This window comes from Bartonella sp. LJL80, from assembly GCF_054871565.1.
Genome location: NZ_JBTXLM010000001.1, coordinates 167311 through 192510, shown reverse-complemented (window position 1 = coordinate 192510; position 25200 = coordinate 167311). Strand labels below are relative to the sequence as shown.

Genomic DNA, 25200 nt, shown 5'->3' with positions numbered 1-25200 from the left:
CAGACCGCCGCGAACCGATGAATGGTCATTGTGATGGAGATGTGAAGCGTGCAAACCAAAATGGTTTTGCCTGCACTTATATATTTGAAACAAATGAGGGGAGACAGTGATATCTGCTGTCCCGCCTCTCGTTTTGTCATTTTGAGCGTGTTCTATAGCTATCAGAATTTCGCTTTAAAACCGACCGTTCCATTTAGCGAATAGCTGTTGCCGAAATCTTCGAAGCTGCTTCGCGCATCAACCTCGCCATAGATCGAATAGGTGTCATCTTTCCAATTGTAGGAAACACCTGTGCCAAGCCCACCCCAGAACCGGTCGGAACGGTTACGGAAGTCTACATTGGTCACAGATATCTCGGTTCCATCAAGGAATTCATAATAAAGATTACCAATTCCATAGGTGGTCAAACGACGCATATCTCCTGCGGCCGACCTCCACGCTTTCTCCCGGTCGAAAGCGACACCGATGCGGCCAGTCAAAGCATCACCATCTTTACGATGGACGTTGCCGCCATAACTATCGCGGAAATTATCAAAGTCGACTGCGTTGTAGGAAAGCTGTGCTTGCGGCGTCATTGTCCATTCATGGTTAAGAGCAATCTTCTTGCCCGTTTCGACAGAGACAGCATAACCGGTACCGTTATTACCGCTTACAACAGTTTCGCCCAACCCCTTATTAAGCCAATCGGACTTGATATCGCTGTCGTACCACATAACTTGTGCAACACCGTCAACGTAGACGTCGTTAGCGCTATACCACGTCAATGTACCGCCGAGCCCATAGCCATCGGTTTTAATGTCGCCCTTGCCATAGCGGGATGAGACATCAGCCTTGGCATGGCCATATTGTACGTAAGCGCCGCCAATAAGCTTGCCTGCATCACTTTCGGTGATCTCGAAATCCAGACCAAGTTGTGTCTTGACCATATCAAGATCGAAGTTGCTGCGGGTTTTGCTAATATCCGAATTTACGTGACCAGTGGAACCTTCCACCTTCATCCAGAAACCGCGACCCTCCATTTCGTTGATCATAGCGGTCTGGTTGTCCGAGCCACTGCCAAGCCAGGTACGATTGCCGACACGTTGCTGTAATGTACCAAGCTTGTTAAGTTGCTGTAAAATTTGCGGATAGGCTTCGTAAAGCGGTGCAGTAGCGGAATAGACCACTTTATCCGGATCAGTTGTGCCGCCATCTCCATCGCCGCCTGAACCTGTATAGAGCGAACGCAAATACCAATCACCATTGAAAGTCCCAGACGCGTTGCCTGCATAGAGAGAGTAAGCGTAAGCGCCTCCAATGACGGCTGACCGGCCATTGAAACTATAATCCGAATTCAAAGCGAATGCATTGCCGGAAGCACTTCCATCTGCTTTGATGATTTGAATGCCGTCGCCTGTCGTCTTGGCGCCTAATCCGCCACGATTGATAACTTGGACAGATGTTGTCCCGCTAACATTTCCACTAATATACAGCCTGTCGGTGGCAGAGTTATCAGCCGCTAAAACAGTATTCAATATGAGTGATCCGCCGTTGCTATTATAATCTCCACGCACATTGAGAATATTGCCAACTGCACCACCTGCCAAACGGATAGTGCCATTATTGCTCAATGAGCCAAGATCCAACGTAGATGCCGCGGAAGTTGAATAATCACTGACAGCATTAAAGGCAGCAATGGTGCCATTATTGGTTACAGTGCCGGTAACCTTGCCTAGGCCAGCAAAGATAGCGCCATTATCGACCGATAGAGCACCACCAATTTGTGAAGACGACATATCCGCACTCCCCAGTGCCAGCATTCCAGAGCTGACTTTCGTCAAGCCGGTAAATCCCGATAGAGCCTGCTTGACCACCATGGTGCCGCCGCCGGTTTTTTCAAATTGACCAGAGCCGGTAACGGTATTGTCAAAATTCCACTGCCCTGAGGTATTGGCAACAAAGGTGCCATTGGTGGTGATGTTGGCACTGCCAATGTTGTTTTGATTTTGCGCCGTGAGCTTGCTACCTGCGGCAATGTCGAACAATCCGGTGAAAGTGCTGCTATTGCCAGTCAAAGTAACGTCGAACGCATCTCTTACGGCGACTGTACCTACGCCTTTGATCGATGTTGCCATCTCGGACGTTTTTGTGGACGTCCAAGTGCTGTTATGAAATGCCAGATCAGCCAAAATAAGTCGGTCATTTGCTCCAGTCAGTTCAATCGACTGAGCATTATTAAAGGCTGAGGCATTATTGAGGTAAAGCTGAGAGCCACCCGTGACCTGAACAGTGCCGGTAAAATTGCTCTGCACGCCGTTTACGTAGACAATTGACGGGTCGATAACAAAGCTTCCACTGCCAGCAAGTGTGTTGGTATCAAGACTTCCACCGATCGAGTCAGATGATGCGCGTAACGTATCATCAATCGTCAAAACGGAACCATCAGAAATGATCATTTGCCCGCCACTGGCGGTATAGAGACTGCCGATAGACTGTGAATAGCCATTCATTTCAACTGTAGCGGACGTTTTTATATCAAGGCGGGACGTTTTGCCCAAGACATTGTCTGCACGGAATGCCAGCGTGCCGCTGTTTGCTGTTGTCACGCCGGTATAGTCATTCAAAGTGTTGGACAGCGAGATCGTTTCGCCCGTACGAGCTGAAACCACCAAATCACCACTCCCCGTCAATTTGGCAGAGAGATCGGTTGCATGACCAGTTGCTCCTGCACGTGCCGAGAGAACAAGAGCGTTTGCGTCTTTTCCAATCAGATCAATTTCCGTTAATCCATAGGAAACATACATGCCTGTATCATCGGTTGATAGGCGATAGTCATAGCTGCCTTGTGCAACCTTGACACCATTTTGTGTGATATCGGCCTGTTTGCCGTCGCTGATAACATTGCCATCTTTATCAAGCAATTTAAGGGCACCAGCGCCATAGTTCACCGTATCGGCATAAACCAGGCGAAGGAATTGATTTTCATCATCTTGTTCGAGCAAACCAACCGTTGTCGGATCGGTCACCGGAATGGTGTTGACGAAGCTGGAATCTCCCGTCAGTTTGACACTGCCTGTTCCGTTGGCATCCAGATGCTTAACGGTTATCGTCGTATTGGCGACTTTTGCACCGAACGTCATATCAAAAACAGCTGTGCCGCCGTTAAACGCCAATCCACCTATGGTCTGATTGCCTTTGCCCACAGTGGTGACATTATCGGCATCCACTTGCAATGTCGCATTCGTCAAAGCGCTGGTATTATTACCCGCAAGACTGAATGTTCCACGGCCCGCCTTCAGCGTACCGGTGAATAGGCTGCCGGTGTCTGCACCAAAATTGAATGCATCATTGGCAGTGCCCATTATGGCCGAAACCACGCCTGAACCGCTGAGCTTGTGGTTGAATGTATAACCTGCTGTCGGACGAAGGTTGAGTGTCGATGTAGCATCAATGTCTACCGAACCGACACCACCGCTCACATCGGTCATGTCGATGAGATCCGCGGTTGTGAAACTGCTGCTATTGGTCAGTTTAAGGGTTTCGAAATGTTGTATGACACTATCGGCAGATGCGGTGTAAGTTGCGCCATCAAAGGTCAATGTGTCATTACCACCGCCCACTCCGCCATCAAGCTTTTCGAAAGTGGCGTCACCTTTAACGGTGAACGCATTGGTGCCATTTCCAGCGATAATTTCGCCGCTGACCGAGCCATCATTCAATAAGACAGTGTTATCACCATTGGCCATATTGACCAGACCAACAATCGTGCCGCTATTGGTTAGCGCGCTGTCCTGGTTGTCAAATGTCAGAGCGGTTCCTGTAGCGGAAGATATCAAACCGGTGCTTTCGTTAATAACTTCCGTTGCAGTACCCAGACTGATGACCGGATTGGTCGTCGATTGTGAGATAAGCTCGCCAGCATTGGTGAAGCTCTTTACGCCGGAAAGAACAACAGCCGAGCCGCCCTGTGCCGAAACATTGACGCTGACGCCGCTTTTAACGACACCGTTGCCTGTATGGAGAACCGAGAGACCGGTACCGTTTGCACCGGTGACATTGACCGTCATCTGCAAGGAGTCAAGTATATCGATATCGTTCGATATTGCCTGTCCTGTAGCTGTCTGAAAAGCCACGCCTGTTCCACTGCCAGAAACGTTGATCGTTCCATTGTTAGCGCTTCCCAGTGACGAAGATGTCCGGATGCCCGCGCCATTCTCGACATTGATTTTCGCACCATTTGCCAAGGTAAGACCGGTAATCTCGGCTTTATTCTCGACGCCGTTGCCTGTACCTTTTACAGTGATGACAGAGCCATCCATTGTTAGGCTGCTCGCACCGGTGTCGAGATATACACCATGTGCACCACCATCAGCCTGTACGGTTCCGCTGCCTGTCAAGGTTAGTGCGGCCTCGTCCAAAAGCTGTATCGCAGCCAGGCCGCCGGCTGTATTGATTGTTCCTGTGTTGGTAATCTTGGAATTGGCGCCTTCAACCTTCACGCCGACACCTTTCACGCTGATCGAGCCGGCATTGATCATCGTTGCCTGGTTGACATAAACACCGATATTATCGGTTCCAGCCATTTCGATGTTGGAGTTGGTTGTAAGATCCAATGTCGCACTGTTTGAAACAGCAAAGCCTATTACACCTGTGGCCAAGGAACCCGCATCTGTGATGTGTGCCGATGACGTCAGTTTTGTTGCACTGTCTGGTTCGTTGATCTTTTCTCTGAATAGGCTGTAATTCTGGCCATCAACCGTCGCGGCAATCGTATTGTTTGCCGAGAATACGATGGTTGAATTATCACTGAGCGTGCCCGTCGCACCGCCTTCAATGCGGATAGCCTGTGCGCCTTCACCGGTCAGATTATATGTTGAACCTGAATTAACGGTAATATTGGTTCCCGTTGTAACAACCCACCCGGTTGAAGAATCAACGGATTTTTCACCGCTGTTCGATGCCAAAATAGCGATGGCTCCTTTGCCGGAGATGTCGAAGCTCAGACTGTTGCCGTCGGAATTATTGTCAACAAACGATGCCCCACTTGCAACATAAAAGCCGATGGAATTTTCCGTTCCAACTTTCATGCTTGAAAGCTTGCTTTCGACCAGTGAACCGTTTCCCCAAATAACAAAGCCAATCTGGTCTTTGCCGTTTTGAAGTGTAATGTCAGCGGTGTCTTCAACCTTGATTAAACCGCCATTACGTGAATATCCGCCGACGGATCCGTTGCCGCCAACGATCAAGTCACCGGATAAAGTACCGATGGCACCGGTGCCGAGAATGCGCATACCGTAATTTCTATTGAGAAGCTGCGAACCGGTATATGTCGATGAACCGGAAATATTGATCGTACCGGAAGATTGCGCGTTTGCAGTATTCCCGCTTGTTGCTTCTGCGAGGATGGCTGTACTGTTCACGCCGCCGACATTGATGGTGCCAGCATTGCTAACAAAAGATGTTGCTGCTAGTCCCCCATTATTTGTTACATAGATACCGTAATTGGCTAATGGGTTATAGTTGGGGTCGCTATCATTATAACCGCCATCAATATTGATGACTCCGTCAGATGCATTGGTGATTTTTTGGTTTGCCCACAGCGAACGTATAGCGTAGGTGTTTTCCATGTAGCGCCCTACGGTGATATTACCGTGGTTCGTGAAGATGTTAAATGAATTATAGAGTTGGACACCGATAGTCTCCGCGCCACGCCCTCTACCATTGACAATTGCAACAGAGGGGGTGGAAAGATCATATTGGGCACTATAACCAATCAGGATAGAACCCTTATTGGTAGCATCCGCATTTCCTTGTAGATTTACCCCTACAGGATTACTCCACCAACCAGTCGTTGAGGCTCCGAGATTCATCACGCCGGTTGTATCATTAACAAAGGTTGCATTTGCGACGTTTACGCCGGTACTCCATGCCTGACCTATTTCGCGTGAATCGTAAGGACGACCTAACACATTTACAATGCCGCTATTGGTGAAAGTCGATTGGCTATTTAAAGTAACACCAGAGCCACCATTTCCGGCTGCATCTTGCGCATTTGTGAATTCTCTGCCTGCGATGATTACGCCCGTCTCAGTATTGTTGACAACGGATCCGTTGGCAGCAGAAACCCCAGAAACCAATGTTCCTGCTATCGTGCCAGAATTGTTAACGGTTGCGCCATTGTCGATAAATATTGTATTGCCACCGATATTTGCGGGCATGTAAACTGATGCGTATGAACCTTGTGAAACATTTACAACAGAGCTTTTTCCATTTGCATATATTAGATTCGGAGCGCCCTGCGGAAGCGTCGCAGAGTCACCGGCTGTGACGTTGTTTGTATAGTTATAGTTATATTGATTGGATTTATATGCTTTTTCCAAATAGGTATTGTAGTTATCAATTGTGATTTCGCCGCCCGCCTGCATTGATGCGATGAGCGCATCGTTATAGGCGCGCATGGAAGCGACATCGGTTACAGCATATGTCGTCCCATCAACAGAGATAGGGGTGCCCGTAAATGTCGTATAATTGATGCTATTTTGTACTTGCTGTCCGGCGGAAAAGGTTGGAACGGTATCAAAGGTAATGTTCATCTTTGAGTTCCAATTAATCACCGTCGGATTGGCAGAAGCGTCGCTGCTGCCATAGGCCCTGAAAAGTCCAATATCCTGCTTCACAATCATATATTGATTAGCACCACCTAAATTAACATTAAGCGTGCCGCCGCCTTGATTGCCGTAGACAGCACCAAAAGCCATATTGACGTATAGGCCGCGGCCAGTGGCATCATCAGCATTGCCGGGGATAGTAAAGGTATCTGTTGCCTTTGAAGCGGCTGAAATATTGAAGCCAGAACTGTCATAAACCGTTACTACTCGTGTCCCGGAAACGGGATCCGGTATCTCAATAGTTTTCAAAGTGCCGTAATTAAGAACGGTTTTATCAAAAATCGACTTATCGGTCAGATAATCGCCAAGCTTGACAATCGTGGCTTCGTACTTTTTCCCGCCCGGGATCTTATCGAAGCTACCGTTAAGTGTAATAGTATCGCCGCCAGTTACGGATACGGAACCTTTGAAGCCTGACGTCGCGTTAACGTCATTACTATTTTGCTGCGTACTCCAAGCGGGTATCGTGCACGATCCACCACTGGCGACCGCATCGTCGGTGATGCCGGTATTGCAGGTTGATGCTGATACCAGCGACATGTATGATAGAGAGAATGACGCAGACAAGAATGTTGTCAACAGCAAAGCTGACCGCTTGATAGATAGCATGATAGGACCCCAATATTGGTGCAGAAAACAAAAACACCAGCAGAGGCCCCCGACTGCATAGTGTTCATATTAAATCGTTTTCTACATTCGACCACCTGTTTCGAGCACAGCATCTAGCGCTAGAATGTGACATTTTAGCGTCGAAAACTAGACTAAAGCGCTCAGATTATGAAAAGTTACTCGACTTACCACGAGAATCACACATAATTAACCAACTTATGATTGATTTTTTACGATAATAACAATTCATAGGTTGTATTTTGCGGGAAAAATCCATGCATTGACATTTTGGTCACACTGGCATCTTCCATTCGGTTCAATGTGATGTAATGAACATTAAGTTGTTGATAATGATTGATATTTCAAAAGGCTGCGTTTCACAGGTAGGCCCTGCGGTTCTCATGGAATGATGTCTTCTATGTGAATAGAGGTCGCCTGCGTCAAAGTATCATCTTGCAAAAAGTGTCGATAGGGTGTGTGCGCCATCTGAATGTCGCGATCGTGATTTGTCGATTATATATTATCGGTAGCATCCGTGTTCGTTTTTAAAAGTCTGCAATATTAACGCTTTTAGCTTGCCCGGCATCATGAGGGCGCTCTCTGTATTATGGGTCTAGTTGCGCGCTGAACTGGCAGTCATGGAACGACTGATACCGATCAAGAGCGTTAAGCTGTTTTGGTTAGAGACGTAAGATATCACCGAAAGCGAGCCTCTGGCGCAGAGCGTTCGTAAGGGGGGGGGCGATAGCGTTCTATGTTGATCATCATTGCGGGTGCTCTATAATATCTCACTTTAGCTTTAGATGATCTGCTCCTCACGCCAGCGTTTGACAAGCCCCGCATCGATATCGACGAGATCCAGCGCCCGCCCCACAGTATGATCGACCATTTCATCAAGAGTTTTTGGGCGCGGATAAAACGCAGGGACAGGCGGCATGACGATAGCCCCCATTTCGGTGACAGAAACCATGTTCCGGCAATGCCCTAGATGCAGTGGCGTTTCGCGCAAGAGCATGATCAGTCTGCGGCGTTCTTTCAATGTTACATCGGCAGCGCGGGACACAAGTGTGCCACAATTTCCAGATGCAATTTCCCCTAAGGTTTTTGCCGAGCATGGCGCGATAAACATCCCAGCGATACGGATCGAACCACTGGCTATGGGTGCAGCTATATCATCGTTGGTATAGACAAAATCCGCTTTAGCATTGATATCGGCGACTTTCATATCGCCTTCATATGCAAGCGCGACCATGGCAGAACGGGACATGACGAAGTGCGTCTCACAGCCCAGCGCACGTAAAGCATCCAGAAGTCTGACACCGTAAACATATCCGGATGCACCGGTTATAGCCACTATAAAGCGTTTTTTCATATAAGTGATCCAGTTGTTAAAAATGAGTGGCTTCAATATTGATCAATCGTATCGCGAATGCGGTTGAAGACGTCCATCGGCGGGCGTACGAATTCCGATCGCCCACCATCGGCACCATCTCCTGGACGTGTTGTTGCAACCAAACCAATTTTCGTGACCGTCAGATGTTCATGGACTGGATCACACCGGTCTGCCTTGACACCGGGAAGCACAATCAGATCTTCATGTCCGCGGAAGCGCGCAGCCAACGACCATTCTACCTGCATAGGGTCTTCAGGATCAATGTCATCATCAACAACGGTAACAAGCTTGAGTAGGTTGACCATACCCATTGCTAGCAAAACCGCTCTCTTGCCTTCACCCAATTTGGGCTTATGCATGACAATAACGGCATGCAGACGCCCCATCCCGCCTTCGGTAATGATAACCCGCCTGACGGCTGGAATTGTGCGTGCCAAATCACGCGTCAGAGTGGCCCCGATCGCCACTCCGCCAAGCAGACAATGTTCAGGTGCAAAACCGGGCAAAATTGCTTGGTAAATCGCGTCGCTGCGATGGGTGATGCAGGTTGCTTCAACACCGATTCCGGGACCGTAATAGACATAAAAACCGGGGAATTCCGAAACCGCTCCTTCGTCAATCAGTTGGTCGGGTTTAAGTATACCTTCCAAGACGATTTCGGAATGCGCTGGAACCTCCAGATCGACGGTTTTACACTTGACCAGTTCAACCGCTGTGCCAAGTAGTGCTCCCGCCGTATCATATTCATCGTCACCAAGATCGAGATATAGTTGGGAACCAAGGAGTAACGCCGTGTGATTACCGATAACAATGGCAATCTCCAGACTGCGGCCTTTCGCCATGGCTTTATCGGCAAGTTGAGCGAGGTGATGGTTTTTAGCAATACCTGCCATCATCAGTTGGCCGCCTTCAAGTCGCAGCCGCGCAATTGAAACATTGCGCCGCCCGGTTTCCGGGTCTTTTGCAATGATAATGCCAGCCGTAATATATGGGCCATCTTCCTTTTCAAACCAGCAGGGCACCGGCATGATATCGGCGATATCAAAAGGCGGTTTAATGACGACATCCTGAACCGGTGCATTATCCACTATGATCGGGGGAATTGGGTTGCGTAGTGCTGCGTGACAAAAAGCGTCAAGCCGCGCTGGTTCAATGCCTAAGCCCTGAGCGAAACGCGCCCGGCTATTATAGATATTGCCGACGACAGGCATTCGTGCTTGTTTTACATCGTCAAAAAACTGTGCAGCCTCTCGCGGGCGCAGTGCTAGGATCGATGCGATCTCATATCGAATGTCCACTGGATATGTCACATGGTGCAGCGCTCCTTCGCGTTCAAGCTGTTGTAAAAATCCCCGCATACTCTGATCTGTTTTCGACATTTTACTACTCTGTTGTTTTCGGCTCTTTTCGCTGCATATCAGCGTCTATCGAAGGCAATGACGCTCTCAAATAAGACAGCTGCCCCAGCCGCTATCTCTTCCGGTTCGGTCCATTCATCTGGGGCATGGCTAATGCCTTCCTTGCTTGGGACAAATACCATGCAAGAAGACGCAACATGCGAGATAAAGGCGGTATCATGCCCCGCACCAGAAGCCATGGAGCAACTCTTCAAGCCAAGCTTTGCAGCGCTTTCAGCCAATAGTTCTTGCAGTGTTTCATCGCATTTTGCAGGCATCGTATCCGACAACAAAAGCCATTTGCTGCGGTTGACGCGGCAAGCACTGGCGATTGTATTTGTTTCATCATCCAGTTTTGCTAAAAAGGCTTCAGTCATTGCATGGTCTTCAGCTCGGACATCGATGACAAGACGCGATTGGCCTGCAATAACATTGGCAGCATTTGGCATTTGTTCGACAATTCCGGTGGTGGCAACGAAATGACCGTTGCCGCTCTCTGCAATTTCAGTTGCCAGGCTATTTACGTGCAAGACAGTTTTTGCAGCTGCCAGGCCTGCATCCCGTCGCAATGACATGGGTGTCGCGCCAGCGTGGTCGGCGCGTCCTTGATAGCCAATTTCAATCCGCGCTATACCCGCGATAGCGGTAACGATGCCGACATCTATGGCTGCTTGCTCGAGAACGATACCCTGTTCAATATGCAGCTCAAAAAAGGCGGCAATATCGTCTCGTCGCGCATTGGCCAAATCGGCTATCCGCCCCCCAATGCGATCAATCGCACCTGCCAGCGTCTCGCCATCGGGGTGCTTATAGTCGAGTTGCGACTTGGTAAGATGTCCGCTCATCGCGCGGCTGCCAATGCAAGACAATCCGTATTCGCTTGGTTCTTCGGCAAGGAAATCGACAATGTCGATTGTATGGTTTGCGATAATTCCGTGGTCGCGCATCGAACGAACAACTTCAAGCGCTGTGATAACGCCAGCAATCCCGTCAAATCTGCCGCCGCTTGGCACGGTGTCGGAGTGAGAGCCAATCATGATTGTTCCGGGCTTAATACCCGCCAAACGGCCAATCAGATTCCCGCCACTGTCAAGGCTAACAGCAAGGCCCGCTTCTGCAAAACGTTTTGAAAGCCAGTCACGGCCAGTTAGGAAAAGCTCTGAAAATGAGCGTCGCGTGAAAGGAGCGCCAGGGTCGGTTATCGCGGCAAGCGCCATAATATCGTCCCAAAGACGCTGACCATTTATTGGAAGATTTCCTCTTACCATCAGCATTCTGCCTGTTTGATTTGTAGAGGTTTGACGAATACACCATCACCGGGTTTCGCAATAACATTTTTACCATCAAAAACCATTTTCCCGCGCACGAAAGTAGCTGCAGGGCGGTGTATCAATTCCATGTTTTCGTATGGGCTCCATTGAACATAATTATGCCCGCTGGCAGCAGGGTCATAGCGGCCGGGATTATGCGCCATGACGACGATATCCGCATCACGCCCCAATTCCAGTGCCCCTTTTTGATGCCCTATTCGAAATAGACGTGCCGGGTTTGCTGCCAATAGGCGCGCTGCGAATACAGGACTTAACCGTCTCTTGATCAAATTATCCAAAAGCAGTGTGTAAAGCACTTCGAGGCCGGGAACACCTGACGCATTCTTCAGCATGACCGGATCGGTTTTGCGGTCCACAGACCAACTAACGTGATCGGTCGAAACGACGGTCACATTGCCGCCTGCCAAATGACGCCACAAGGCTTCGACTTCATCACGTTGGCGGACGGGAGGGTTTATTTTCGCTTTGCCACCAAGACGTGCTACATCGTGTTCTTCATCAAGGACCAGATAATGGATGCAGGCTTCGATCGTTGTATCATATCCTTGTAAACGATAGCTGCGGCATAGATCATACCCTCTGCTGATCGATGAATGGACTATGTGCGACGAGCAACCCGCAGCGGCACCTGTTTCATAAACTTCAGCTGTTGCCAATGCTTCAGCAAGAGGTGGTCTGCTCAAGCCATGAGCGCGATAGTCTGTGATGCCTGAACCGGCAATCTCTTCTTCTGTCGCGCGGATAAATTCGTCATGCTCGTTGTGTACACCAGCCATGAGCCCATGCTTGGAAATTTCGCGAAAGCAATCGAACAGCATCTTGGAAGGTATCCGCGGAAAACGCTGTGGATGAGTGCCAAATGTAGAAAATTTAAACGCGCATGCCCCCGCTGCAACCATGTCGCGAATATGCGCAGAACCATCTTGCGGACTGACTGTACCATATAGTGCGAAGTCCACCCGTGATTGGTCGCCAGCTTCAAGCGCTTTCTGTGTCAATCGCTCGCCGGTGCAGATCATATTACCATCATCATAGGGCATGTCGACCAATGTTGTAACACCACCGGCTGCTGCCGAACGGCTAGACCAGACAAAATCTTCCTGACCTTTTTGAGAGCGCGAATGCACCTGCGAGTCGATAGCGCCCGGCATAATATAAGCATCACCAAAATCATGTCGGTCTTTTGCTGCTGGCGGCTGTCCTTCACCGATTCGCTCTATCGTTCCATTGCGCACCGCAACGTAACCTTTATTGCGGATACGGCCAGCGTCCACGACTCTACCCGTCAGCACCAAATCAAAATCGCTCATATGTATTTCCTCCAGCTCAGCTGGATGACAACATATTTTTGCCGCGATAAAAAACGCTTTTTTTCGAAACGTATTATAACAAAATGCGAACTGCCATAGCACTCCACCCAGCACTGCGAACTTGGGCGAGGCTTCATCGCCGCATCAAGACCAATCTGCTTTTTGATTAAGAAGTATCAAGCGGTGTACTACAACTTGACCGTTCGAGTTTCTTAATAGCTCCGTTCGGATTTTACGTTTTGACTAGAGACATACAGTCACGCCATTTTTTAAACCAAAAATGGGAGTGACAGATGCAAAATACCAGCAAGCCGAAAATATCCAATGGAATAGACCGCTCCACTAGCCGCCGTGCCGTCATTGCAGCGTCGCTGGGCAATGCGCTTGAGTGGTATGACTTTGCAATCTACGCGCTTTTTGCCATTTATATAGCGCAGAATTTTTTCCCCAGTGACAATGACACGTCGGAATTGATCAAGGCTTTTCTGGCTTTTGGCTTGGGCTTTATCATACGCCCTGTTGGCGCAATCGTATTAGGAATCTATGCCGACAAAGCTGGTCGAAAAGCAGCTTTAACATTGACCATTATGGTTATGGCGGCGGGAACGTTGATTATCGCGATAGCACCGACTTATGCAGCCATCGGCATAGGCGCTCCGTTGCTATTATTGGCCGGACGTTTATTGCAAGGGTTTTCGTCTGGCGGCGAGCTTGGAGGGGCCGCAGCTTTCCTTGTCGAACATGCTCCAGCGGGAGAAAGAGGCAAATATTCTGCTTGGTTGCAGGCCAGTATGTCGCTTTCCAATATTATGAGTGCGCTGGTGGCGCTTGCTGTGACGACATGGCTTACCCATGACCAGATTTTGCATTGGGGGTGGCGCGTTCCATTTCTTATCGGTTTGCTGATAGCGCCGGTAGGACTATGGATGCGCCGCACGTTGAAAGAAACACCTGTATTTGAAGAAACCCAAAAACGACAAACCTTATCAGCTGAAAGCACATCACCGCTGAAAGAGGTGTTTCGCGGCTATTGGCAAAATCTTATCAAAGGAATAGCTATCAGCATTTTGTGGGGAATCGCAATCTATTCTCTCATCGTTTATATGCCGGTCTATATCCAACGTACATTTGCGATTGCTGGCAACGAAACGTTTTTGGCATCCTTTATCGGCAATATCGTTATGGTTTTCACTTGCGTATATTCCGGTCACCTATCAGATAGGTTCGGGCGAAAAGGGATTATGCTTATCGCTGCATTCCTTTTAGGTGTCTGCGTTTTTCCTTTGTTATGGTTGCTGCAAATCTTTCCAACGCTGCTTTGTGTTGTTTTTGTGCAAACATGTTTTTGTATCATGGTCGGGTTTTATTCGGGTGTTGCCGCGGTTGCTATATCTGAGCTTTTCCCGCCGCACATACGTTCTACCGGCATGTCGCTTTCCTACAATGCTGCTTTTACGATTTTTGGTGGTTTCGCCCCCGCCATCCTCACTTGGTTTTCGAAAGATGGAGGTATCTATGCTCCCGCATGGTACGCCGCTGCTGGGAGTATATGTGCGATAGTCGCGCTATTGGTAAGGGTAAAATCGGCAGAGGCATGAACCTATCATGAGTGGAATCAGGTTTTCGACGGCATGTGCGCAAGATTGTTACGGAGCAGGGTTATGATCATCCGTTCAGTCACGCTCAGGCTGCGATTGGTGGAAAATATGACAGAAAGACTGCGATAGATTACAGGATCGACAATAGGGTTTGTTTGATATTGCGTCCGTATGTCAAGTGAATGCAATGCCGTTTCTGGCATGACTGTCGCAACCTTCATACGTCCGACCAAAGCAATTATGGCGGCCAAAGAATTGACCTCAAATTGCGGATTCAGATTTTGTCCGATTCTTTCAGCTGCATCATCAAGCAACCTTCTGAAACCGTAGGCCTGGTTTGGTAAAACCAGTGGCGTCTCTAAAAGCGCGCTAAGCGCCACGTCACCATGCGGCAAGAGTTTATCTTGTCTTTTTGATAAGACGACGAGACGGTCTTTATTATCCAGACCGATCTGTGATGTGGCAGCCACTTGCGCCTCAACAATGCCAAGCCTGATTGAACCTGTGTTGACCCAATCAAGCAATAGTCCAGCCGGTGCTTCAACAATTTCCAGTCGCAGTGAAGGATAGGCCTGCCTTATCTCGACGATTGCATTGGCGAATTTATCGACAAGATCATTCGCGTGGTTCAGCAGCGGTATAATACCGATCGTCAATGATGTTTCGTTCAAACCGAGTGCATTATGAACATTGCTTTTCAGCGCATTCCTGATGGCATGAATTTGGCTGAAAATCTTATAGAGCGCGGTTGAACTGTCATCCGGCAACATCAGTTTATGGGTTCTGGTAAACAGCTTCTTACCCAGTAACGTTTCCATCTTTTTCAATTGGCTGGATATTGCCGGTTGCGATACGTGAAGTTTTCTTGCGGCCGACGAAATATTCCTCGTTTCATAAACAGCACTGAAATAATCCATCTGCTTGAAGGTCATGTCGCTTCGATAGAGCAATTTCGGCCCCGTTTGTGCCAACACAGTTTTAAGAAGGGCAACATAGTGCCGATGCAACACGATGTCGCGGTTGTAGCGTATGATGACGGGGCTGCTGAGAGGCTCCCGTAGGGCAAGACTGCGTAAATCCAGTCGGTTTATACTTTCTGTTATCCGCGTTTCAGGCGCCAATAGAATGAATGGTTGGTCGAGGCGGGCAAGGTCGTGAAATTGCTCGAATGCGCCTGCCATGACTACGGGTTCAGCCAGACAATGAACTTTACAATATTGCCGTACCATTTGTTTTTGCGCGGGCGAGAGATCGGGGATGAAAATCCTGTGGTTTTTCATCAGCTCTGGCGATAGGGACATGTCCTGTCTATCATTATGATGAAAATTAACAATGGCGCACCAGACGTCATGATAAAGTATATCTTGCTCAGCCTTGTCGCTACGGTCGCCATATTCAATGATAAGATTGTCGGAATGTGGTATTATAAGAGATCGGACGTCCTGATCGTAAAGCGTTTCAACAATGATTGCCGGAAAGCTTTCGCGCAGCCTCTGTGAAGCAATGCCTATTGCCGTCGAAAGGCGACCGAAGACAAGCTTCAACGGAGTTTTTAAATGGAGCTTTTGCACATCGCTGATACCGCTTTTTTGTGCGATTTCCGCAAATTGCAGCAATGGGTCAATGCGTTGATAGAGCGTAGCGGCGACATCTGTCGGATAGTGGCCTGAAGGCCCTCTTCGAAAAAGTTGCAGATTAAGATCGGTTTCCAGTCTGCTGATATTTTCGCTGAAGGAAGAACTTGGACAACCGATTGTACGGGCGGCTTCGCGATGATTTTTAAATTGGCACGCCAAATTAAAATAGGTTAATTGTTGTAAATTCATAGCCAATACCTTTGAAATTCAACGGCTGAGACCGAGAAGAAGCCTTCGAGAAAAAGGGCCATGGGATCCTTCGTGGATAAAGTGACTGATGAATAATCTTAACACCAGTTTAGATGATAAAAACGATTATCCTACCTCATCTTTTACGCATCATGATCATGGAAAAATCAACGGCTATCCCTTTTGCAACGCCAATGTCACGCAAGAATTTTACCGAGTAATTGATGAAATACAGCCTGCTCTTCCGCCGAGAGCCGATCAAGAATAACCGCGTCGCTTTTATTCATCGCCATCAGAATTCGGTCGCATAATTCACGTCCTTGATTTGTCGCCGTCAAACCGGATGAGCGCCCGTCCAGGGGCATCTTTTCTACCAGACCTTTCGCTTCCAGCATGGTTGTCAGAGGGGCCATATTGGCTCTTTGTATGCCAAGACAACGGCCGACATCGGACTGGGTTACCCTGTCATTGGCGCAAATGATGATAAGCACTGACGCCGCAACCGTGGATATGTCCAAGGCCATCAGGCTCTTGCCAAGGCGTGCCATATCATCAGCGGATATACGCCTGATCTGATACCCTAATAGTGAGCCTATCGGATTATTCAATTCGTTGGAATTTTCGCCTTCGTGATGCTTCACTGTAAGTTTTCCTTGTCGGCCTTCTCAATAAATGCTATGAATAATAACAATAACGGATCGGCTGTTGCAAATGCAGCCATACCAATAGCGTGGAGGAAATACTATGTCAGATCCTGTCAAATTTGAAGTTGTCGATAAAGTGGCTTGGGTTTCGTTTAACAGGCCGGAAAAGCGCAATGCCATGAGCCCCGCACTAAACCGCAAAATGATGGATGTGCTTGACGAGCTTGAGTTTCGCGATGATGTCGGTGTTCTTGTGCTAACAGGGGAAGGCGCGGCATGGACTGCCGGTATGGATTTGCAGGAATATTTCCGCGATACCGAGGTTGATGGCATTAAGGGCATCCGCAAGTCGCAGCGCGAAAGCTATGGCTGGTGGCGTCGGTTGCGTTGGTACCAGAAGCCAACCATCGCCATGGTCAATGGCTGGTGCTTTGGTGGCGGGTACGGACCGCTTTTTGCTTGTGATCTGGCGTTTGCGGCAGATGAAGCAAAGTTTGGTTTATCGGAAATCAATTGGGGAATTTTGCCTGGCGGTGGCGCGACAAAAGTGGCTGTGGAGCTTCTTAGCTTCCGACGTGCCATGTATCATGCGTTGACAGCGGAATTGGTTGATGGAAAGCAGGCAGCCGAGTGGGGCCTAGTTAATGAAGCCGTGCCCTTGGCTAAGCTGAAAGAGCGTGTCCAAGAAGTATGCCGGGTTCTCTTGGCAAAAAATCCAACCGCGCTCAAAGCAACTAAAGATGCGATACGCCGTGTTGGAAATATGGTCTATGATGAGGCAGAGGATTACCTCGTGCGTATGCAAGAGGCTGCAAATTCGTTTGATAATGATGGCCGAAAGGAAGGTATGAAACAGTTCCTGGACGATAAAACATACAAGCCGGGCCTCGGCGCTTATAAGCGCGACCATTAGAATACAGCCGGTATATTGATAGGAAGAGCAATGTACCGGTCGTTTCCATCATTCAAATAAGATTGCTTTAGGTCAACCTGCTTCAACAAGCAGGATTTGGAGGAGAATATGACCGATATCAATGCTTGTGCCGAGCATGCAAAGCTCGATTGTCTTTTGCGCCCAAAAACCATCGCCATTATTGGCGCGTCGCCCAACGCTGGTGCGCTTGGGTTTTCGGTTTTTGAAAATTTGCAAAAACATGGGTTTGCTGGTCAAATCCATCTGGTTAATCCCAAATATGACGAGATTGCGGGGCATCCATGCCACCGGGATATCAAAGGTTTGCCAGAAAATATCGATGCCGCTGTACTTGCCATTCCGCGCCAAGCGGTTTTAGCTGCCATGCGATCGCTCGCAGCAAAAAAGACCAAAGGGGTTATCATTTTCTCCGCTGGTTTTGCGGAAGATGGTCCCGATGGCCAAGCCGAACAAAAAGAGCTCGCAAGAATTGCTCATGACAATGGCATGGTAGTTGATGGTCCAAATTGTCTTGGTATCATTGGTTTTGACCATCATGCCCCGTTGACCTTCATCAAAGCCCCTTTGATGCAAGAAAAATTTGGTAGAAAAATTGCGATCGTTTCACAAAGCGGTGCGATGTCGGCGGTTCTGAGTGTGTCATTGACTGCGCGGGATCTCCCGCTTTCTTACTCTATCTCAACGGGTAACGAAGCCGTCAACGGTGTGGAGGATTTTCTTGCGGCCTTGGCCGACGACAAAAATGTCGATGTTTTTGCCATGATAGTCGAACAGTTCCGTAAACCAAAAGATTTTCTCACGGTTGCGCGTCACATAAGGTCTGCAGGCAAAACGATCGTGCTGCTTCATCCGGGAAAAAGCGCGGAAGCCCGTGAATCTGCCGCAACCCATACCGGTGCTATGGCTGGCGATTATGATTTGATGAAGGTCATGGTCGAGCAAGCCGGCGTACTGCTCGTAAACGACCTTGAAGAGCTTATAGATGTCTGTGATTTACTAAGCCGCTATGGACCGTTCAGAAAGGGACGATCAGTTATTGTGACGGAATCAGGTGCCTATAAGGCATTGGCGCTTGATCTTTGCGAGAGTGCTGGGCTGGCGCTCGCAAAGCTTGATATAAATCGGCATACGGAACTCCGCTGTGTTTTGCCGCCATTTGTCGCACTATCCAATCCAGTTGACCTGACTGCACAGGGATTGGTTGAGCCGAGTATTTATGGCCGCGTAATCAAAGCCTTAAATAAGGACGCAGACATCAACGCGATCTTTTTACCGATTATTCAGACAGATTACGAGACATGTGCCATTAAATATCCGGAAGTGATAGCCGCGCTCGAAGCGATAAAACCGCAATGTCCTATTCTGTTTGCAGGTCTTGATGACGGGGCACCCGTACCAGCCGATTATGTTCAAGCTTTAAGGCGCAACGGCGCGTCTTATTTCACCTCGCCAGATCGGGCAATACGTGCTTTGGCACAGGTCAGCAAACATGCCGAATTCACAGATGAGCCAAGCGGCGAAACATCTTCACCACTCCCTCTCGATAGCCTGAATGACCTTGGTATCATCGCCGAATACCGTGCCAAACAATTATTAGCTTTAACAGGATTTTCTTTCCCGGAAGGTGCTCTTGTCCATTCTGCCGATGAAGCGGTCGCTGTTGCTGAAAAGATAGGTTTTCCAGTGGTCGTCAAAGCCCAGGCAAGAAGCTTGCCACATAAAAGCGATGCCGGCGGTGTTATCGTGAATATTCCAGATGCAGCTGGTTTGCGTATGGCGTGGCAACAGCTGCACAACAATGTTGCAAAAAATCGCCCCGACGTGACCCTTGATGGGGTGCTGATAGAAAAAATGGGCGCGCGCGGGCTTGAACTGATCATCGGTGCCAAACGTGATCCGCTTTGGGGGCCGGTTATTCTGGTCGGAGCGGGCGGCGTAACGGCCGAACTTTATCATGATCATTGCTTGATCCCCGCTGATTTGGATCGTCGAGGTATTGAGCATGCTTTGGATGGTTTGAAATGCATTGCTCTTCTCGACGGTTTTCGCGGTACGCCCCCAGGGGATAAGAAAAGCGTGGTTGAGTTGATTTTGAAGCTTGCGGCTATCATGCGAGCAAGTCCCACTATCGCAGAAATCGACCTCAATCCGGTTGTTGTCTATGAAAATGGCAAGGGCGCTCTCGCGCTGGATGCACTTATGCGGATTAGCGGGGGCGAGTGATATGCTATCACCTCAAGCACCGGTTCCGCGGATAGATTGTGAACCAATCAGTTTCCTTTTGCGCTGTTCGGATGAATGGGAGAATGTGCAAAAGCTTGATCCTGCATTCGCTGAAACGGCGGCGATGCACGATACCCTGTTAAAAGAGGCGGCGCGTTTTGCAGAGGGTATCCTTGCACCTTTAAATCAACCTATGGATGTTGAGGGTGCGCGGCTTGTTGAGGGTAAAGTGTTAACAACAACCGGCCATAAGACGGCTTGGAAACAGTTTTGTGACGCGGGATGGACACTGCTCGGACAACCGGAGATATTTGGCGGCCAAGAGGCTCCCCTCGCGCTTTGGGCGGCTGTTCAAGGCATCTTTGATCGTTCTTGCCCAGCTTTTGGTATGCTACCGGTACCGCAAATTTCAGCGGCCAAGCTTATTTCTCATTGGGGAGATGAATGCACTTGCGAAGCGTGGCTGCCAAACCTCATACAAGGAAAATGGGGTGCTACCATTTGCATATCGGAAGCTGATGCAGGGTCCGATGTGGCTCGTATGCGCACCAAAGCTGAAAAACAGACCGACGGGCGGTGGCTTATCCAAGGTGAGAAATGTTGGATCAGCTATGGGCACCACGATTTGACCGATAGAATAGGCCATTGTCTTCTCGCAAAAGCTTACGACGAAGAGGGAGAACCATGTGGGATCAGTCTCTTTCTTGTGCCCAATCAATTTACCGAAACACCGGAAAAGCAGCAGAGTGGAAATGGGGTTGTAATACAGCGTGTCGAGGAAAAAATGGGATTGCACGGCTCCCCTACATGTTCCATTGCATTCGATAAATCCGAAGCGGTCTTGTTGGGGCAAGCCGGGCGTGGACTCGCTCAAATGTTTGTTATGATCGCCAATATGCGCCTATCGGTAGCCGTTATGGGTGGCGGTATAGCTTCGGCAGCTTATGACACCGCCTTAAATTATAGTCTTGTGCGTAAACAGGGCGGGGACGCTCATTTTCCACCCGTGCCGATCCACCACCATATGGACGTTCGCCGGATGCTTCGAGAGACCGCCTGTTCTGTCGACTTGCTGCGTGGTTTGATTTTTTCGGTCGCTAATCATACCGACTTGAGCTTGAAAAGTCAGGATAAGAAAACGCAACAGGACAGCCAATTGCTAACGCAATTTCTTTTGCCGGTTCTCAAAACAATCGGCGCTGAAACGGGCTTTCACGCTGCCAGCACCGCGATGCAGATATTAGGCGGCGCTGGTTATACCTCGGAATGGCCAATTGAACAGGGATTGCGTGATTCCCGGGTTCTCGCGATATTTGAGGGAACGAGCGGCATTCAGGCACTTGATCTGTTGCATCGTCGCTTGCATGGGCGCGATCAGAGTAAGGGTTTGCACATTTTCCTCAACAAAGGACGAAGCCTGACACATGGCTTGCCCAAGGATTTGGCTGAAAATTACCGCGCGGTCTTCGATCTTTTGGAACTTACGGCACAGAAGATCATCGCCATGGCCGCCCGGGATGCAGAAGCCGGTGCCGATGCATTTCTTCATCTCGTCGCCATCGCGGCTTTAAGCTGGATTGCGGCGCGTATTTTGCAAGCACATGACGCGCCGACTGACACTGTTCTCAATGCTAGATTCTTTTTGGAGGAAATATTGATAAGGGCACAATCACTTTCAGCACTCGCTTTACTGGGAAGTGCTCGATTGCAGGATCGCGTTGAATGATAAAGACAGAACAGGGGCCACCTAAAAGTGGGGGGATATAGGATAAGCGCTTTGTTGTGTTTTCGGATGCTTCAACATCAAGGCTGACTGCGCATTTATATGGATATGTCGGCAATTCTGAGAACTTCATAGACGTTTTGCCCGACCCCGCTTGTACGACGTTTCGTGTTGTTTCGTCTGACATTCTTCAGCCTCTGATCCATAGCTATCGAAGTGTCTTGGTAAATTGTAGCGCCTTTTCGGGATGTTATAACCGCAAGGTTATGTTTGGATGGTGTTTTATCATTTGTCGCACTTGGTTTAACTCGATATGTTTTCACACTGGAGGACGTCTATCTTATTTAATCGAGCACAAATGACAGCGCGTATCGCAAGGCGTTTTCAGCTCGCTCACATTTTATACTATTGGGAGGTAGGATTTTGAGTAACCAAATACGGTGCCAGCAGCAAGAGCGCGGCTATACAGTTAGGGATGCCGTATTCGATTTTTTTGAAACGATTGGCGTCGATACTATTTTTGGTAATCCCGGTTCAACTGAATTGCCGATGTTTCGCAATTTTCCAAACCATTTTCGCTACATATTGGGGCTTCAAGAAGCAATTGTCATCGGCATGGCCGACGGATATGCTCAGGCGACGGGGCGTGCCGCATTCGTTAATCTGCATTCTGCTGCTGGTGTTGGCAATGCGATGGGTAACATCTTTACTGCCCATAAAAACCACACACCGCTTGTGATTACCGCGGGACAACAAGCGCGTTCTATCCTGCCTTATGAGCCATTTCTGGCTTCAGTCCGTCCAACCGAACTACCGCAACCCTATGTCAAATGGGCGATTGAACCTGCCCGCGCTGAAGATGTGCCTTTGGCTATGCAGCGCGCGTATCATATCGCCATGCAGGAACCAAAAGGGCCGGTGCTTGTATCAATCCCGGTTGATGATTGGGACCGGCAGGCTTTACCACTGGAACAACATGAGGTGAGCTATGAGCAGCGCCCCGATTTGGCTGCCATCAAAAATGTCTCCGACGCACTCAATAGCAGTGCGAAGCCCGCATTTGTGGTCGGGGGCGGTGTCGATCGTGCCAAGGCCAGCGAATTTGTTATTGCGCTTGCCGAAGAAAACGAGGCGCGTGTGTATGTAGCGCCAATGACAGGGCGATGCAGCTTTCCTGAAACGCATCGCTTGTTTGGCGGCTTTTTGCCTGCCATGCGTGAAAAAATCGTCCAGATATTACAGGGACACGATACGATCGTTGTGTTGGGTGCCGCAGCCTTTCCCTATCATGTTGAAGGCTTCGGGCCCCACATTCCGCAAGGCTCCAAACTTTTCCAAATCATCGAAGACCCGATGACCGCCTCCTGGACACCGACTGGATACGGTGTTGTCGGCAATGTGCGATTGGCCTTGCAAGACCTTTTGGCAATGTCTCAGCCGATCTCGCGAACAGCGCCGCAGCCACACTCTTTGCCTGAAACTATCGCCGCGTCGATACCGATGACGACACCTTTTGTTTTGCAAACTTTGCGCAGTTTTGACCGCAGTCAATGGATGATTGTTGAAGAGGCACCAGGTGCGCGTGCGATGATTCAGACTTATTTGCCGATTGATTTACCCGGCCAGTTTTTAACGATGGAAAGTGGCGGACTTGGCTATGGAATGCCCGCCGCAATTGGCACAGCACTCGGCATGCCGGATAAGAGGGTTATCGGTATAATCGGCGATGGCTCAGCCATGTATTCAATCCAGAGTTTATGGACCGCTGCGTTGCTGAAGCTGCCCATTACATGGTGCATTTTTCGCAATGGAAGCTATGCGGCTTTGAAAAATTTTGCGCCGGAATTTGGGTTTTCCAGTCAGGAAAAAGTGGAAGGAACCGACTTGCCCGACTTGGATTTTGTCACGCTGGCGCGTGCACTTGGCTGTAGAGCCTCTCGCGTAACCGATCCTTTAAAATTGCAAGATGAATTGAAGGCAGCAATCGATCACCCAACCACAACTCTCATTGAGATCGTCTTGGCAGATTGAGCAGCGCCTCTAAATCCGCTGTTTAAATTAACAACTCTGATAGTCAAAATACAAGGCAGACACGATATGAAAAATGTTCCCCTTTTCATCGATGGACAATATGTTCAAGCGAATAATGGTAAAACATTTGAACGGAAAAATCCGTTGGATGGCACTGTCGTGGCCGAAGCTTGTGCAGCTACAAACGCTGACATCGTAAAAGCAGTGGCTGCCGCCGATGCTGCTTTTTCCCAATGGTCACAATCAACACCTGCTGAGCGACGTAGATTACTTTTACGTGCTGCCGAGATTATGTTGGCAAAGAAACAGGAATTCATCTCCGCCATGGCGGATGAAACCGGTGCTTCAGATGTTTGGGCCGGTTTTAATGTTGCATTGGGTGCCTCAATTTTCGAGGAGGCCGCCTCCATTGTTACATCCATTGCGGGTGATGTCATCCCGTCCAACACACCGGGGCATCTTTCACTGGCAATACGCCAGGCGGCGGGCGTTGTCGTGGGGATCGCTCCATGGAATGCTCCGATCATTCTGGGCGTCAGGGCTATTGCCGTGCCGCTCGCCTGTGGAAACACAATCATATTGAAGGGCTCCGAGGCTTGCCCACGAACTCATGCGCTTATCATCGATTGCCTCAACGAGGCAGGATTTGCAGCCGGCGTTGTTAATTATGTCAACAATGCACCTGCGGACGCAGCCAATATTGTTGAAGCGCTGGTTTGTTCTGCGCCAGTTCGTCGGGTGAATTTCACAGGATCTACAAAAATCGGCCGCATAATTGCTGCCCATTGCGCCCGCCACATAAAACCGGTTGTGCTGGAGTTGGGCGGTAAAGCACCAATTCTTATTCTGGATGATGCCGATCTGGATGACGCTGTTAACGCGACAGTTTTTGGGGCTTTTATGAATTCAGGCCAGATATGTATGTCGACGGAACGGATCATCGTCGATAAGATTGTCGCAGAAGAATTCCTCACAAAGCTCGTGTCCAAGGTCACATCATTGTCACTTGGTGATCCCAGGAAAGAAAATGTCATTCTCGGTCCGGTCTATGACATGTCAACGGTAGTCCATTGCAATCGATTGATCGACGATGCTGTTTCCAAGGGCGCAAAGATTTTGTGCGGTGGCAAGGCAGATAGCCCCCTCATGCAAGCAACACTCCTTGATCATGTCACGTCGGAAATGGAAATTTATTATGAAGAGACATTCGGGCCGGTGAAAGCGATCATTCGTGTGAATGGAGAGGATGATGCAATCAGGGTTGCCAATGATAGTGACTATGGGCTTTCCTCTGCTGTGTTTACCCGTGATACAGCACGCGGATATCGCGTTGCAGGTCGTATCCAATCAGGTATTTGCCACGTGAACGGGCCGACGGTCGATGATGAACCGCAAGCCCCGTTTGGGGGCGTAAAAGCCAGCGGAATCGGTAGATTCGGCGGGCAAGCCGGCATTGCCGAATTCACCGATTTGCGTTGGGTGAGCCTACAAACAAGCAAGCGTCATTACCCGTTCTGACAGGCAGGTTTTGGGG

Annotated in this window: 13 protein-coding genes; 6 read left to right on the top strand and 7 right to left on the bottom strand. The window is 49.1% G+C overall.

Annotated elements, in window-relative coordinates; genetic code table 11:
* Positions 1–161: 161 nt before the first annotated feature.
* From ACYSNS_RS00795 to ACYSNS_RS00775, 5 genes are all read right to left on the bottom strand, one after another.
* Positions 162–7256: an autotransporter outer membrane beta-barrel domain-containing protein gene (locus ACYSNS_RS00795; protein WP_461721230.1), complete on the bottom strand. Its 7095-nt coding sequence runs from the start codon at positions 7254–7256 to the stop codon at positions 162–164.
* A gap of 799 nt (positions 7257–8055) precedes the next feature.
* Entirely contained in the window at positions 8056–8628 is a 573-nt protein-coding gene (locus ACYSNS_RS00790; RefSeq protein WP_461721229.1) for a UbiX family flavin prenyltransferase, read from the bottom strand.
* Positions 8629–8660: 32 nt separating this feature from the next.
* Positions 8661–10028 carry a UbiD family decarboxylase gene (locus ACYSNS_RS00785; protein WP_461721228.1) on the bottom strand — a complete coding sequence of 456 codons (1368 nt, stop codon included), beginning with the start codon at positions 10026–10028 and terminating at the stop codon, positions 8661–8663.
* A 38-nt stretch (positions 10029–10066) separates the two neighbouring features.
* Positions 10067–11314, bottom strand: a complete 1248-nt coding sequence (locus tag ACYSNS_RS00780; protein WP_461721227.1) for a Zn-dependent hydrolase — start codon at positions 11312–11314, stop codon at positions 10067–10069.
* The gene (locus ACYSNS_RS00775; RefSeq protein ID WP_461721226.1) at positions 11314–12687 is read right to left on the bottom strand and encodes a dihydroorotase; all 1374 of its coding nucleotides are present in this window, start codon (positions 12685–12687) and stop codon (positions 11314–11316) included. Before ACYSNS_RS00775 ends, ACYSNS_RS00780 begins: the two co-directional genes overlap by 1 nt.
* Positions 12688–12980: 293 nt before the next feature.
* Here ACYSNS_RS00775 and ACYSNS_RS00770 point away from each other — a divergent pair, with 293 nt between their 5' ends.
* Positions 12981–14285, top strand: coding sequence for an MFS transporter (locus ACYSNS_RS00770; RefSeq protein ID WP_461721225.1), 1305 nt, complete (start codon positions 12981–12983; stop codon positions 14283–14285).
* A 17-nt stretch (positions 14286–14302) separates the two neighbouring features.
* Here the strand turns inward: ACYSNS_RS00770 and ACYSNS_RS00765 are convergent, their stop codons facing one another.
* Both ACYSNS_RS00765 and ACYSNS_RS00760 read right to left on the bottom strand, forming a co-directional pair.
* The gene (locus tag ACYSNS_RS00765) at positions 14303–16111 is read right to left on the bottom strand and encodes a LysR family transcriptional regulator (RefSeq protein WP_461721224.1); all 1809 of its coding nucleotides are present in this window, start codon (positions 16109–16111) and stop codon (positions 14303–14305) included.
* 197 nt (positions 16112–16308) lie between these two features.
* On the bottom strand, positions 16309–16752 hold the full coding sequence (locus ACYSNS_RS00760) for a MarR family winged helix-turn-helix transcriptional regulator (RefSeq protein ID WP_461721223.1): 444 nt from the start codon (positions 16750–16752) through the stop codon (positions 16309–16311).
* Positions 16753–16855: 103 nt separating this feature from the next.
* Between ACYSNS_RS00760 and ACYSNS_RS00755 the strand changes: the two genes are divergently transcribed.
* From ACYSNS_RS00755 to ACYSNS_RS00735, 5 genes are all read left to right on the top strand, one after another.
* Positions 16856–17668, top strand: a complete 813-nt coding sequence (locus ACYSNS_RS00755) for a p-hydroxycinnamoyl CoA hydratase/lyase (RefSeq protein WP_461721222.1) — start codon at positions 16856–16858, stop codon at positions 17666–17668.
* A gap of 108 nt (positions 17669–17776) precedes the next feature.
* A complete protein-coding gene (locus tag ACYSNS_RS00750) occupies positions 17777–19912 on the top strand; it encodes an acetate--CoA ligase family protein (protein WP_461721221.1) in 2136 nt (711 codons plus the stop codon).
* Position 19913: 1 nt separating this feature from the next.
* A complete protein-coding gene (locus ACYSNS_RS00745) occupies positions 19914–21638 on the top strand; it encodes an acyl-CoA dehydrogenase family protein (protein ID WP_461721220.1) in 1725 nt (574 codons plus the stop codon).
* 420 nt (positions 21639–22058) lie between these two features.
* Entirely contained in the window at positions 22059–23666 is a 1608-nt protein-coding gene (gene mdlC / locus ACYSNS_RS00740; protein ID WP_461721219.1) for a benzoylformate decarboxylase, read from the top strand.
* 66 nt (positions 23667–23732) lie between these two features.
* Complete coding sequence (locus ACYSNS_RS00735) at positions 23733–25184, top strand: aldehyde dehydrogenase (protein ID WP_461721218.1); 1452 nt, start codon at positions 23733–23735, stop codon at positions 25182–25184.
* Positions 25185–25200 lie beyond the last annotated feature (16 nt).

Excerpts from the sequence above, each read along its gene's own strand:
- ACYSNS_RS00795 (WP_461721230.1), bottom strand. The coding sequence starts at position 7,256 with ATGCTATCTATCAAGCGGTCAGCTTTGCTGTTGACAACATTCTTGTCT.
- ACYSNS_RS00790 (WP_461721229.1), bottom strand. The coding sequence starts at position 8,628 with ATGAAAAAACGCTTTATAGTGGCTATAACCGGTGCATCCGGATATGTT.
- ACYSNS_RS00785 (WP_461721228.1), bottom strand. The coding sequence starts at position 10,028 with ATGTCGAAAACAGATCAGAGTATGCGGGGATTTTTACAACAGCTTGAA.
- ACYSNS_RS00780 (WP_461721227.1), bottom strand. The coding sequence starts at position 11,314 with ATGGTAAGAGGAAATCTTCCAATAAATGGTCAGCGTCTTTGGGACGAT.
- ACYSNS_RS00775 (WP_461721226.1), bottom strand. The coding sequence starts at position 12,687 with ATGAGCGATTTTGATTTGGTGCTGACGGGTAGAGTCGTGGACGCTGGC.
- ACYSNS_RS00770 (WP_461721225.1), top strand. The coding sequence starts at position 12,981 with ATGCAAAATACCAGCAAGCCGAAAATATCCAATGGAATAGACCGCTCC.
- ACYSNS_RS00765 (WP_461721224.1), bottom strand. The coding sequence starts at position 16,111 with ATGAATTTACAACAATTAACCTATTTTAATTTGGCGTGCCAATTTAAA.
- ACYSNS_RS00755 (WP_461721222.1), top strand. The coding sequence starts at position 16,856 with ATGTCAGATCCTGTCAAATTTGAAGTTGTCGATAAAGTGGCTTGGGTT.
- ACYSNS_RS00750 (WP_461721221.1), top strand. The coding sequence starts at position 17,777 with ATGACCGATATCAATGCTTGTGCCGAGCATGCAAAGCTCGATTGTCTT.
- ACYSNS_RS00745 (WP_461721220.1), top strand. The coding sequence starts at position 19,914 with ATGCTATCACCTCAAGCACCGGTTCCGCGGATAGATTGTGAACCAATC.
- ACYSNS_RS00735 (WP_461721218.1), top strand. The coding sequence starts at position 23,733 with ATGAAAAATGTTCCCCTTTTCATCGATGGACAATATGTTCAAGCGAAT.